Origin of the sequence: Aquabacterium sp. (genome assembly GCF_035476535.1) — a bacterium.
Taxonomy (GTDB): Bacteria; Pseudomonadota; Gammaproteobacteria; order Burkholderiales; family Burkholderiaceae_C; genus Pseudaquabacterium.
The window spans coordinates 63,709-75,640 of record NZ_DATILJ010000110.1 but is presented as its reverse complement, the minus strand read 5'-3'; the positions used below and the strand labels follow the sequence as shown (position 1 = coordinate 75,640).

The following is an 11,932-nucleotide window of genomic DNA, read 5'->3' as shown; positions in this document are numbered from 1 at the left end:
GATGGCATGGCCGGTCTCGCCGTAGCAGACGCCGCCCAGGCCGTAGTCGGTGCCGTTGGCCATCGCGATGGCTTGGTCGTCGCTGGCAAAGGTCTGCAAGGTCAGCACCGGACCGAAGACCTCGTTCTGCACGATCTCGTCATCCTGGCGCAGGTTGGCCAGCATCGTCGGCTGCAGGTACTGCGCGCCGAAGTCATGGCGGCCGCCACCCCACAGCAGACGTGCACCGCCGGCGACGGCGCGCTCGATGTAGCCGAGCACACGCTCGACCTGGCGCGGATGGATGACCGGGCCGACCTCGGTACCCTCCTCCCGCGGATCGCCGACGGTCAGGCGCTCGACCTGCGCACGCATCGCGGCGATGAAGGCTTCAGCAATGCGCTCGTGCACCAGGAAGCGCGTGCCGGCCAGGCACACCTGTCCGGCGTTGCGGTACATCAGCGCGCCGGTGGCAGCGGCAGCGTCCTGGTCGGCATCGTCGAGCACGATGAACGGGCTCTTGCCGCCCAGTTCCAGGCTGCAGGGCACCAGGTTCGCACCCGCGGCCCGGGCGATCCACTTCGCCGTCGGCACGCTGCCGGTGAAGGAGATGCGCGCCAGGCGCGGGTCGCTGACCAGTTTCGCGCCGGTGTTCGTGCCGCTGCCCTGCACGACGTTGAACACGCCGGGCGGCAGGCCGGCCGCGTCAGCCGCATCGGCCAGCAGCGAGCAGGTCAGCGGTGCCCACTCGGGCGGCTTCAGCACGCAGGTGTTGCCGGACGCCAGCGCCGGCCCCAGCTTCCAGGTGGACAGCATCAAGGGCGCATTCCACGGTGTGATGATGGCCACCACGCCGGCCGGATCATGGCGTACGCGGTGCGTCGCTTGCGCGGTCTCGATCGGCCGGTCCTGCAAGCTCAGCGCATGCTCGGCGAACCAGCTGATGTTCAGCATCGCGCGCGGCACGACGCCGTGTCTCATGCGTGACAGCAGCACGCCGGCGTCGTTGCTCTCGAGCACGCAGAAGGCATCGGCGCGCTTGCCGATCTCCGCGGCCAGGCGGTCGAGAAACGGCTTGCGGCCTTCCGCACCCAGCGCAGCCCAGGCGGGGAACGCCCGCTCGGCGGCGCGGATCGCAGCGTCCACTTCAGCTTCGCCGCCTTCGGCAATGCGGCCAAGCGGGCGCTGGTCGATCGGGCTGAACAGCTCGAAGGACTCGGCCGACGCGACGCGGCGACCATCGATGTAGTGCAGCGGCGAGACCTCGACGCCGGCAACGTCCAGGGGGATCGCGGGCAGCGGGGCGGTAGGCAGATCGTTCATGGGAACCTTCCGAGCGTCAGCGACGACGGTCATACATGTCAAGGGAATCGTGCGGGCGAATGCACGATCAAAAGCTCGTCTCGGTGTCGCTCGCCAGGTCTACCGCAGCGGCATCGCCACGGCCCGCGAAGCTGGCGGTGATGCGACGGCCGGTGCCCGGTGCTGTGTCGAAGCGGCAGCTCGCGACGCCGGAGGCGTCGGTGGTCGCCGTGCATCCATTGCTGGTGCCGGCCACCTCGAAGCGCACGCTGGCACCACGGACCACCGCGAAGGGCTGCGTCACGCGTGCGGCCACCGCCACTGCTTCGGTCCGGTCGTCCCGCAGTGCCGTCTTGAGGCCGGTGATCTCGGTGCGTGTGTAACGCCACAGCGGCAGCTTGGCCGCCGGGTCCAGCTGCGATACCTTGACGGCGGCGCATTCGCGCAACATTGACAGCGAGCGCATGGCGTCTGCATGACCGATCAGGAAAGGATTGGGCGCGCCGGGATTGGCGCGAATGGCATCGACCTTCTGCAGCGAGCCATCGACGAAGGGGTGCGTATGCATCGTGCCGTCCACCGCCTGCGTCTTCGCCAGCTGCCACAGTCGCTCGGTGCCATCCAGGTACTGGCGCGCCTCGGGCAGCGTGGTCGGCATGCCGGTGCCGCCCCAGAAGGCGAGCTTGTAGCCCTTGCCGCCTTGCGTCACCGGAACGATGCCGGAGAAGGTGCCCGGCGTGTGGCCCGGGGTCGACAGCAGAGTCAGCGTCTTGTCGCCGAGGGTCAGCGTCTGAGGCGTCATGACCGTGCTGTCCAGCGGCGTCAGCGGCACGCTGGCCGGGATCGGCGACCGCGACGTGGCAACGCGCACCAGCGGGATATCGCCCGACCCCATGTAGGCCTTGACACCATAGGTCTCCGACAGGTACGGGATGCCGCCATGATGGTCGCCATGGCCGTGGGTCGGCATGACACCGATGATCTGCTGCGGCGTGTAGCCCATGCTCTGCAGGCCGGGCAGTGTGATCGACTGAACCTCGGCGGCGTTGTTCAGCGTATCGATCAGGAAGATGCCCGTGCTGGTCTTCAGCACGTACTGGCCGACCCAGCGCAGGCCGGTGAAATCCAGGTCGTCGAAGAGCTTGGTGGCCAGCACCACCGTCGTGTTCGACAGCTCGGGCGGCGGGCCGCTGTTCTCGGCCGACCAGCACCACTGCTTGCGCAACTCGCCGGCAAAGAAAGGCGCGGTGCCGGCATTGGCCGTGGCCATGGCCCGGTGGCGGTCGTACTCGCTGAGCGTGGCGGCAGGCTCCTGGAACGATGCGACGTAAGCCGCCGGCTGCGCCAGCGTCAGATCCGGATCATCGCCCCCGCAGCTGATAACAGACAGTGCAGCCAAGCCGGCCGCGGCCAGGCAGCCGAGGCGAAACGTGTGGGAGGCCATGGGATGTCTCTCGATCTTGTGTGATGGGGTGGGCGTGGACTGCCGGCTCAGGATTCGGCGCTGAAGCCGATGGTCTTGATCAGCGGAGCCCAGCGCTCCGAGTCCTTTTTCAGCAGCGCGGCCAGCTCGGCCGGCGTCGATGCCCTGGCCTCCAGGCCCATCTGCGCGAGCGCGTCGACGACGTCCTTCGCGGCCAGCACATGGCGCAACGCGGCTGACAGGCGCTGCACCACATCGGCCGGCGTCTTTGCGGGCACGTAGACGCCGAACCACTCGTCGAACACGATGTCCTTGAAGCCCTGCTCGGCATAGGTGCCCACTGTGGGCGAGAACTTGCTGCGCGCCGCACCCGAGGTCGCCAGCAGCCGGACCTTGCCGCTCGGCAAGTGCTGCAGGAACTCGCCGACCGGGCCGGACACTGCGGCGATCTGGCCGCCCATCAGATCGACGATGGCCGGCTGCGTGCCGCGGTAGGACACATGCTTCAGGTCGATGCCCGCGGCGCGGCTGAACAGCTCGCCCACGAAGTGCGGCACCGAGCCCGCCGCCGGGCTGCCGAAGCTGGCCTGCGCCGCGTTGGCCTTGCACCAGGCCACGAACTCCGCCAGCGTGTGCACCGCGGCCGGCACCATCGGGCCAACGGCCAAACCGAAATCCAGGCGCACGGCCTGCGATACCGGCGCGAAGTCGGCCACCGGGTCATAGGCCAGCTTCTTGTAGGTGTGCGGATAGATGCCGAGCATGGACATCGGCGTCAGCACCATCGTCAGGCCATCGGCAGGGGCTGCCTTCAGCGCCGACAGCGCGATCTGTCCGCCAGCACCGCTGCGGGTCTCGACGACGACGGTCTTCGCGACCATTTCGCGCAGCTTGTCGGCAATGCGGCGCGCGGCCACGTCCACCGTGCCGCCTGGCGCGAAGCCGGAGTAGATGCGGGCGGTATCAGGCAGCGCTTGCGCGCGGGCATTCAGTGCGGCAAGCGCCAGGCCACCGGCTGTGGCGGCCAGCATATGGCGGCGAATCGGGTTCATTGGTGTGTGTCTCCAGTCAAGGGTTCGAGTCCGGCGCAAGCAGCTTGCCGGGGTTCATCAGGTTCAGCGGATCGAGCGCCCGCTTGATGGCGTGCATCAACTGCAGTTCGACGCCGGACTTGTAGCGAGCAGACTCGTCGCGCCGCAGCAGGCCCAGGCCGTGCTCGGCCGAGATCGAGCCGCCGTGCGCATGCACCGCGTCATGCACCAGATGGTTCACCGGTGCCTCCAGCGCGGCGAACGCGGCGCGGCCCATGCCGCCAGCTGGCGGCGACAGGTTGTAGTGCAGGTTGCCGTCGCCCAGGTGGCCGAAGACGACCAGGCGCAGGCCGGGGAAATAACGTGATATCAACGCGTCCGTGCTTTCGATGAAACCAGGAATCTGCGCGATCGGCAGCGCGATGTCGTGCTTGATGGCCGGGCCTTCGGCGCCCTGCGATTCCGAGATGTCCTCGCGCAGCGCCCACAGGCTGCGGAACTGCGCCACGCTGGCCGACAGCGCAGCGTCGCTGGCGTGGCCGGCCTCCAATGCGGCTTCGAGCAGCGATTCCAGTTGCGCGCTGGCCTCGGCCTCGCTGCGCGCATCGCTCAGCTCGATCAGCACGTACCACGGCGAAGCGTCCGCCAGCGGCCGCCGCGCGGCAGGCACGTGGCGCTCGACCAGGGCCAGGCAGGTGTCGCTGATCAGCTCAAACGCCGTCAGCGCTGCGCCCAGCTGCGATTGGGCCAGCGACAGCAGCGCCAGCGCCGCAGCAGGTGACGGCACCGCGACGAAGGCCACCAGCTGCGCCGCCGGGCGCGGAAACAGCTGCAGCACCGCCGCGGTGATGACACCCAGCGAGCCCTCGCTGCCGATGTAGAGATCACGCAGGTCGTAGCCGGTGTTGTCCTTGCGCAGCGCGCGCAGGCCGTCCCACACCTCGCCGCCGGCGGTCACGACCTCCAGCCCCAGGCACAGTGCCCGCGCATTGCCGTAGCGCAGCACCTGCACGCCGCCGGCGTTGGTGGCCAGGTTGCCGCCGATGGTGCAGGTGCCCTGCGCGGCCAGGCTCAGCGGGAACAGGCGGCCGGCCTCCTGTGCCGCGTCCTGTACCTGCTGCAACGTGACGCCCGCTTCGGCCGTCAGCGTGTTGCCCACCGGATCGATGGCGCGCACGCGGTTCAGGCGCGCCGTCGACAGCACGACCGCGCGCCCGCTGTCATCCGGCGTCGCACCGCCCGACAGGCCGGTATTGCCGCCCTGCGCCACGACAGCCACGCGCTGCGCATGGCACCAGCGCACGACAGCAGCCACGTCGCCCGCCGTGTCGGGCTGCACCACGGCCAGTGCCCGGCCGGTCCACTTGCGGCGCCAGTCCGTCAGGAACGGCGCTGTGTCGGCCGGCTCGGTGAGCAGGCGGCCGGCGAAGGCTGTGCGCAGGTCGGACAACGGCATGGTTCAGTTCGCCTTCTTGTTGCGCTCGGCGCTGGCGACCGCGCGCAACCGCATTGCGGCCGGCAAGAGCCGGTGATGTTGGAAGGATGCACGGAACATCGGATGTCTCCTGGCTGTCCGGCTGCAGAGGAGTCTTGTCGGCCGGACTTGATCAAACGCAAGTGTCGGCACGAGCTTGTCTGACCACAATCAATGGATGTTGGCCAGTTATCAAGAATCGATTGACAATCGGCCGCATGGCTTTCACACGACTCACGCTGCGTCAGATCGAGGTCTTCATCGCGGTGACCGAGGCGAACAGCTTCACCGCTGCCGCCGCGCGGCTCGGGCTCACCGTGCAGGCCGTCAGCCAGCTCGTCGCGGAACTCGAGAGCGTGCTGGGCTTCCGGCTCTTCGACCGCACCACGCGCAAGGTGGCGCTGTCCGGCTCTGGACGCGATTTCCTCGGCTCCGCCGAGACGATGCTGCGCCACGCCCGCGCTGCCGAGAGCGCCGCCGATGATGTGCGCCACCGTGCCGCCGGCGTGGTGCGCGTGGGCGCACCGCTGGTGCTGGCATCCGCTGTGCTGCCGCAGGCGATGCGCGAGTACGCGCTGCAGCGGCCGAAGGTGGTGATTCGCATCCGCGACGTGACGGTCGACGCGCTGGTCGGCACGGTGGCCGCAGGTGACGTCGATCTCGCGATCGGCCCCGACCGCGTGACCGAGGACGACGTGCTGACCGAGCCGCTCTTCGACAGCGCCTGGGTCCTGTGGTGCGCCAAGGACCATGCCCTGGCGCGGCAGCGCGCCGTGATCCGCTGGTCCGACCTGCGCACGGTAGCGCTGGTGGCTGCCGGGCGCGACCATGAACGCAGCGTGGTGCAGATGCAGCTCAGCGCGCCCGAGGGTGTGCGCGTGACGCCGGTGGACGTGGTGGACAACATCAGCACCGCGCTCGGCATCGCGGCGCAGGGCCTGGCGGCCACGCTGGCGCCGGCCTACGTCGGCGTGCTGGCCGACCTGTTCGGGCTTCAGATGCGCCGCGTGGTCGACCCGGAGACCGTGCGCAAGGTATGCCTGTACCGCCCGGCGGCGCGCACGCTCTCACCGGCGGCGGAAGGGGTTGCCGAGTTTCTGTCCGGCTGGCTGGTGCGCTGGCATGAAGAGCGGGCCAATCGAGCCAATCCACGATCGACGCGGCCGCGGAATGCGCGTTAGCCTGCAGCCGGGGGAATTGCCGCGGGTTCGAGGCGATCCGCAAGGACGTCGCGCCGCCGGCGGGCTTCAAGTCAATCGACCAGTACAACACCAGCCCGGAGGACTTCCGCGCCTATATGCGCGGCCGCGCCCGGTCGAGCGACCAAAGAGCCTGTTCGAACGGCTGATCGGGCCGGTGCAAGGCACTCCGCCCCTCAAGGACTGAACCATGAAACAAGAGCACCGTCTACCTGTCCCTGGTGAAGCCGAACCGCTTTTTCGAAGGGGCGAAGGTCTTCACCGAGTGAGCGGCCGCGCGCATGCTCGGCCCCTCACTCGCTAACCCCCTGCACCGGGCTGATCCGCTTCGGGGTACAGGCAGCGCACGCGAGCGAACAACCGAGCCATTCCGAGCAGCGCATCGATGTGCGGCGTCGGGATCGCCAGCCGCGCCCCGATCTCGGAGACCGCCGCAACGATCGCATCGATCTCCACCGGCCGTCCGGCCTCGACGTCCTGCAGCATCGAGGTCTTGAAGGCACCGAGCTTCGCGGTGATCGCGTGGCGGTCTTCGACCGTCTGCTCGATCTCGCAGCCGATGTGGCTTCCGAGCTGGGCGGCCTCGCGCATGACCGAGCTGCAGAAGTCCCGCACCAGTGGATCTGCCAGGATGCGATCCGCCGTGGCGCCGGTGACAGCCGAGATCGGGTTGATCGTCAGGTTGCCCCAGAGCTTGTACCAAAGCTCGCGCCGGATGTTGGACGACTCGACGACATCAAAGCCAGCGCCTCGCAGCAGCGCCGCAACTTGGCCCACCCTCGCGCTGCTTGCCGATTGCGGCTCGCCGATGATCAGGCTGCGCCCGCGCACACCCGCCACGCAGCCCGGCGCCGGGCGCGCCGCATGCAGGTGAACGACGCATCCCAGCACATGCTCCAGTGGAATGGACTGCGAGATCCGGCCTCGGGGATCGACTGACTCCAAGGGCAACGCGCCGATGGCAGGCAGGCCCTTGCCGAACCACCAGGGCACGCCGTTCATTGCGGGCAGCACGACTGTCGCCGCATCCAGCAACGGCCGCAGACGCTGCGCCAGCTGCGGCAACGCAGGCGCCTTGACAGCAATGATGATGAGATCCTGCGCACCCAAGGCAGCGGCGTCGTCACTGGCACGAACCGGCGCCGAGCGCCAGCGCGCACCAGCGTCGTCCTCCGCGATGCGCAGACCATGCTCTCGCACTGCGGCCAAGGTCTGCCCACGCGCCAGCACCGATACCTGCGCGCCCCCTGCCAGCGCCAGCTTGGCGCCGATCAGGCCACCAATGGCACCGGCGCCGACAATGCATACCTTCATCGTTCGTCCTTCGATTGCATGCTTGATCAGAAGAAGTGGCGCAGGCCGAGCTTCAGCACGGTCTGGCCGCGGTTCGATGAACTGTGCGTGGCCGGCGTCCCGCCGATGCCCGGAACGCCGGAGTAGGCGTTGCCTGCCGCGCCCTCCGACCGCGTGCTTGAGCCAATTGCGTACAGGGTCGTCCGGCGGGTGAAGTCGTAGAAGCCGCCGACACCAAACTGCCTGACCCTGCCATCCGCGCCTGTCGCGGTCTTGATGTCGCTCTGCGCGACCGAGAAACCGAGATTGAACGGCGTTGTGACCTGCCAGGTCAGGCCGAAGTCGACGAGCCGGTTCCTTGAGCGGCTGTCGGCTGCGAGCTTTGCCCTCGACTCGCCGACCAGGCCGATCAGCGTGATTTTCGGATTCAGGTAGTACTGCGCACTGGCGACGAGGACCTGGTTGCCCTGCGCGGCCGGAACGACGGGGCTGAAGTTGTCGCGCACATAGGCCAGCGCGGCATTCACGCTGCCCTCGCGATAGCCCAGCAGGGCCGAGTTCATCTTGTCCTGCCCGTTCTCGCTGCCCAGCCCGTGCATCAGCCCGGCTTGCATGGGCCCATAGCGCCCGAAGTACTTGACAGTGTTGTCGTAGCGGACGCCGCCCAGGTGCAGGTCGGAGGCTATGCCACCCGTTGCGGCGGCCAGGCCGCCGACGATCATCACGACATCCGGTGGAATGGCATAGGCGAAGTCGTACTGGCGGCCGAGTGTCAGCGTGCCGTATTGGGCGTGCGAGAGGCCGACAAAGGACTGGCGTCCGAAGGCTCGACCGCCCTGCGCTATCGTCCCGTCGTCGGCATTGAAGCCCTGCTCGATCACGAACACCGCGGCGAGCCCGTCACCCAGGTCCTCTCGACCGCGCAGGCCCCAGCGGCTGGGCCAGTTGCCGCCGCTCTCGATACGCCTGAGCGCGCCGCCTTTGACGTTGTTCACGTACACCGCCGACAGGTCGATCGCACCGTACAACTGCACCGGCCCGGCGTTCGGGCCCGGTCCCTGCAACGGGGGCGGGGGTGGTGGCGGGGACTGCGCGAACGCGGCGCTGCATGTCAGTGCTGCAGCAACGCTGGATAGTTTCAAGGTCTTCATGGCAGATGTCTCCTCCGGTCGGTTGTCGTTATTGCAAGGACGCTTCGTCGGCAACGCTGCACACCATCGTTCCGAGCGAAGTGATCGAGGCGCGCAGCTCATCGCCGGCGATCAGCGAGGTGGCGCTGCCGTCTGCCCGTCGCCGCCGTGGCGGCGAGCCGGTCAGCACGATGTCGCCCGGCATCAGCCCGAACGCGGCACTGGCCACCGACACCAATGACGGGATGTTGGCGATCAGCGCATCGGAGCGCCCGGCCTGGCGCAGCTCGCCGTTGACACTCAGTTCGAGCTCGAAAGCATCCAGCTCGGGCGCGTCATCACGCGTCAGCAGCCAGGGTCCCGTCGGGCAGAAGCCCGGAAAGCCCTTGCCGCGCGCCGCCTGCAGGAACAACGCGCTGCGGGCGCTCTCGCCGATGAAGACGTCGCGCGCCGTCACGTCGTTCGCGCACATGAATCCGAGCACATGCTCCATTGCCCGGTCCGGCGTCAAGCGGTGGCCTGCCTTGCCGATCACCACGGCAATCTCGAGTTCGGGCTCGACATCGCAGGACTCGATTGGCTTGACAAGAGTGTCGAAGGGCCCGCCGATCGCGGACGGTGGTTTCAGGAACAGCACGGGCTCGGCCGGCAGGCTCTTCGGATCGACGACCTGGCCGACATGGCCCTGGTAATTCAGGCCGACGCCGATCACCTTGCCGGGCTGCAATACCGGAGCGCCCAGCCGCACGGTCTTCGAGTCGAGGCGATCGCGGCCATGCTCGATGGCCTTGCGCACGACGGAGTCGAGCAACAGCGGCCACAAGGCCAGCAGCGCGTTGGGCGGCAGCCCGGCCAGCCCGGCGTCGCACAGCGCCGGCGCCAGCGGCACGATCTCTTCGCCGAGCAGCACGCCGGGCTGTTCGGCCCGGCGCGGGCCAAAGCTGATGATCTTCATCGCGTGCAGTCGATGACGTTCACGTCGCGGCAGGCATCGTGGCCTTGGCACGGCGGCCCGGCACGCCAAGCCGGATCAGTTTGCTGAATTCGGGCTCGAGTTCCAGCTCAGGGAGATTGACCCACAGCCGCAGCATCAACCGCCAGCGCGCGGGATCGTCATGGTCCTCGAAGGCAGTGCGCGCATGCATCACGCGGTAGTTGTTGACGAACTGGATGTCGCCGTCTTCGAGCTGCATGTCGATGCGGTATTCGGGCTTCTCGGTCAACTGGCCCAGGTAGTCGAGCGCTCCGCGCTCCAATGGTGTGGGGTCGATGCCCAGCTTCGGAAACGCGCTGTCCAGGCGCCGCTTGGCAAACCAGAGGAACAGGCGTTCGCGGTACCACGACAGCACCCGCACGCGTTCCTCGGTCACGCCCTTCTGATTGCCGCCCTCGCCCTTGGTGTCCATGTGGAAACCGCGGTAGAGCACCGGCAGGTATTCAGGGTGATTACGCAGCAGATCGTTGTACATGGACGCCGAGTTGACGACCGAACTCGCGCCCCCCGACCTCGCCTTGCGCACGCACAGCAGGCCGACGACATCGGCCAGGTCGTTGTGCGGCTCCTGATGCCGACGGTCCTGGTAGCCGCGCAGGTTCGGGTCCTTCGGATCCAGACCGGCATGCATGGTCACGTGGGTCAGCACGTCGCCCTTGCCGTTCTGCGAGATCACCGTGCCCAGATGGCAGCCGATGCCCCAGTAGATGGCCTCCAGCTCCGGCAGGCTGTAGCGCTCCACCGGCAGCTTGCGCAGCAGCACGAAGCCGCGGCCGTCGATCAGCTCCTTGCGCAACGCGGCCAGCCTCGCACCGGCCACCGGCAGAGAGAAGTCCTCGACGCCGAATTCGGCACAACCCAGGCCACGCGCCTGCACGCCTCGCAGTGCGGCATCCAGGTCGGCGAGCTCCTGGTCGCTGAAGCGCCAGATCCAGTCGTCGCGGCCTTCGAAGTCGGCCCGCGTCCAGACAGATGGTCCGCGCACCGGCTCCATCAGCATCGTGTCATTCCCCATGGCATTTCCGTTCTCGTCATGTCGTCAGCGGAGCGACTCTAGGGGCGCCCTCGGCGCCCGGGGAAATCGTGCTTCGCGATGCCCCCCCAAGCATTGGCGATGACGGCACCGCCGAAGTTCGCCCGCAGAATCGCCCCGATTCGCAAGACGCTCGATGAGCAGCAAGGAGACTCGCATGACCGCTATCGCCGGCACGGCCGCGCCCATCAAGACGACGCAGCTCGGCACCACCTTCGTCGCCCGCCTCGACGGCATCGACGCCCGCCAGTTGCGCCCCGGTGACAAGGAGGCCGTGGTCGCCGCACTCGACCGCTACGGGGTCGTCGTGATGCCGGGCCAGAGCCTCGACCCGATCGAGCAGATCTACTTCAGCGAGAACTTCGGGCCGCTGGAACGTTCGTCCGAAGGCATCCCCAGCCTGGATCAGTTCAAGCGCACCGAGCGGCTCGAGGATCCGCGGCTGTCCGAGATCACGAACCTCACCGAAGAGAAGCATGTGATGGCGACGGGCGATGCGCGCCGCCTCTACCAGTACGCCAACCGCCTGTGGCACACCGACAGCACGTTCCGCCCGATCCGTGCGCGTTACACCTACCTGCGTGCCAACCAGGTGCCGAGCGAAGGCGGCGAGACCGAGTTCGCCGACATGGTGGCCGCCTATGAAGCACTGCCGGCGAGCCTGAAGCACCGCCTCGCAGGACTCCAGGGCGTGCATACGCTGAACTCGGCGATGGACATGCTCGGCGCCACGCGTGCCGACTCGGGCGGCTTCCGAACCAGCTACCCCGACCAGGTGCGCCCCATCGTCGACGTGCATCCAAACACCGGCAGACGCGTGCTCTGCGTGCCCTCGCACTGCTCGCACATCGAGGGTTTGCCGATTCCCGAGGGCCGCTCGCTGCTGTTCCATCTGCGCGAGTTGGCAACCCAGCGCGAGTTCGTGTATCGCCATGCGTGGACGGCGGGCGACATGGTGATCTGGGACAACCGCAGCACGCTGCACCGCGCGGTGTACTGGGAAGACAACAATGCCGGCCGGCAGATGGTGCGCACGCTGACGCAGGACGTTCCAGAAGCGCGCTGAGACTGCCG

Annotated in this window: 10 protein-coding genes; 2 read left to right on the top strand and 8 right to left on the bottom strand. The window is 68.0% G+C overall.

What is annotated here, in order from left to right; all coding sequences use genetic code 11:
- The 4 genes from VLK61_RS11575 to VLK61_RS11560 all read right to left on the bottom strand — a co-directional run.
- Positions 1-1,302, bottom strand: a 1,302-nt coding sequence (locus VLK61_RS11575; RefSeq protein ID WP_325421259.1) for an aldehyde dehydrogenase family protein, incomplete at its 3' end; no start/stop codon positions are given.
- Between the two features lie 67 nt (positions 1,303-1,369).
- Complete coding sequence (locus VLK61_RS11570) at positions 1,370-2,725, bottom strand: MBL fold metallo-hydrolase (RefSeq protein WP_325421258.1); 1,356 nt, start codon at positions 2,723-2,725, stop codon at positions 1,370-1,372.
- A 47-nt stretch (positions 2,726-2,772) separates the two neighbouring features.
- Positions 2,773-3,756 (bottom strand): Bug family tripartite tricarboxylate transporter substrate binding protein, encoded by a 984-nt coding sequence (locus VLK61_RS11565; protein WP_325421257.1) that lies wholly within the window; start codon positions 3,754-3,756, stop codon positions 2,773-2,775.
- A 16-nt stretch (positions 3,757-3,772) separates the two neighbouring features.
- Positions 3,773-5,191 carry an FAD-binding oxidoreductase gene (locus tag VLK61_RS11560; RefSeq protein ID WP_325421255.1) on the bottom strand — a complete coding sequence of 473 codons (1,419 nt, stop codon included), beginning with the start codon at positions 5,189-5,191 and terminating at the stop codon, positions 3,773-3,775.
- A gap of 236 nt (positions 5,192-5,427) precedes the next feature.
- On the opposite strand from VLK61_RS11560, the gene VLK61_RS11555 reads away from it, so the two are divergent.
- The gene (locus VLK61_RS11555; protein WP_325421253.1) at positions 5,428-6,390 is read left to right on the top strand and encodes a LysR family transcriptional regulator; all 963 of its coding nucleotides are present in this window, start codon (positions 5,428-5,430) and stop codon (positions 6,388-6,390) included.
- A 318-nt stretch (positions 6,391-6,708) separates the two neighbouring features.
- Here the strand turns inward: VLK61_RS11555 and VLK61_RS11550 are convergent, their stop codons facing one another.
- The 4 genes from VLK61_RS11550 to VLK61_RS11535 are packed head-to-tail and all read right to left on the bottom strand — an operon-like array spanning position 6,709 to position 10,840.
- Positions 6,709-7,722 (bottom strand): 2-dehydropantoate 2-reductase, encoded by a 1,014-nt coding sequence (locus tag VLK61_RS11550; RefSeq protein ID WP_325421252.1) that lies wholly within the window; start codon positions 7,720-7,722, stop codon positions 6,709-6,711.
- Positions 7,723-7,748: 26 nt separating this feature from the next.
- Positions 7,749-8,852 (bottom strand): porin, encoded by a 1,104-nt coding sequence (locus VLK61_RS11545; RefSeq protein ID WP_325421250.1) that lies wholly within the window; start codon positions 8,850-8,852, stop codon positions 7,749-7,751.
- A gap of 28 nt (positions 8,853-8,880) precedes the next feature.
- Positions 8,881-9,786, bottom strand: coding sequence for a fumarylacetoacetate hydrolase family protein (locus tag VLK61_RS11540; protein ID WP_325421249.1), 906 nt, complete (start codon positions 9,784-9,786; stop codon positions 8,881-8,883).
- A gap of 19 nt (positions 9,787-9,805) precedes the next feature.
- On the bottom strand, positions 9,806-10,840 hold the full coding sequence (locus VLK61_RS11535) for a TauD/TfdA family dioxygenase (RefSeq protein WP_325421247.1): 1,035 nt from the start codon (positions 10,838-10,840) through the stop codon (positions 9,806-9,808).
- Between the two features lie 175 nt (positions 10,841-11,015).
- Between VLK61_RS11535 and VLK61_RS11530 the strand changes: the two genes are divergently transcribed.
- Entirely contained in the window at positions 11,016-11,924 is a 909-nt protein-coding gene (locus tag VLK61_RS11530) for a TauD/TfdA dioxygenase family protein (RefSeq protein ID WP_325421245.1), read from the top strand.
- Positions 11,925-11,932: the final 8 nt, after the last annotated feature.

Excerpts from the sequence above, each read along its gene's own strand:
- VLK61_RS11565 (WP_325421257.1), bottom strand. The coding sequence starts at position 3,756 with ATGAACCCGATTCGCCGCCATATGCTGGCCGCCACAGCCGGTGGCCTG.
- VLK61_RS11545 (WP_325421250.1), bottom strand. The coding sequence starts at position 8,852 with ATGAAGACCTTGAAACTATCCAGCGTTGCTGCAGCACTGACATGCAGC.
- VLK61_RS11555 (WP_325421253.1), top strand. The coding sequence starts at position 5,428 with ATGGCTTTCACACGACTCACGCTGCGTCAGATCGAGGTCTTCATCGCG.
- VLK61_RS11535 (WP_325421247.1), bottom strand. The coding sequence starts at position 10,840 with ATGGGGAATGACACGATGCTGATGGAGCCGGTGCGCGGACCATCTGTC.
- VLK61_RS11540 (WP_325421249.1), bottom strand. The coding sequence starts at position 9,786 with ATGAAGATCATCAGCTTTGGCCCGCGCCGGGCCGAACAGCCCGGCGTG.
- VLK61_RS11570 (WP_325421258.1), bottom strand. The coding sequence starts at position 2,725 with ATGGCCTCCCACACGTTTCGCCTCGGCTGCCTGGCCGCGGCCGGCTTG.
- VLK61_RS11550 (WP_325421252.1), bottom strand. The coding sequence starts at position 7,722 with ATGAAGGTATGCATTGTCGGCGCCGGTGCCATTGGTGGCCTGATCGGC.
- VLK61_RS11560 (WP_325421255.1), bottom strand. The coding sequence starts at position 5,191 with ATGCCGTTGTCCGACCTGCGCACAGCCTTCGCCGGCCGCCTGCTCACC.
- VLK61_RS11530 (WP_325421245.1), top strand. The coding sequence starts at position 11,016 with ATGACCGCTATCGCCGGCACGGCCGCGCCCATCAAGACGACGCAGCTC.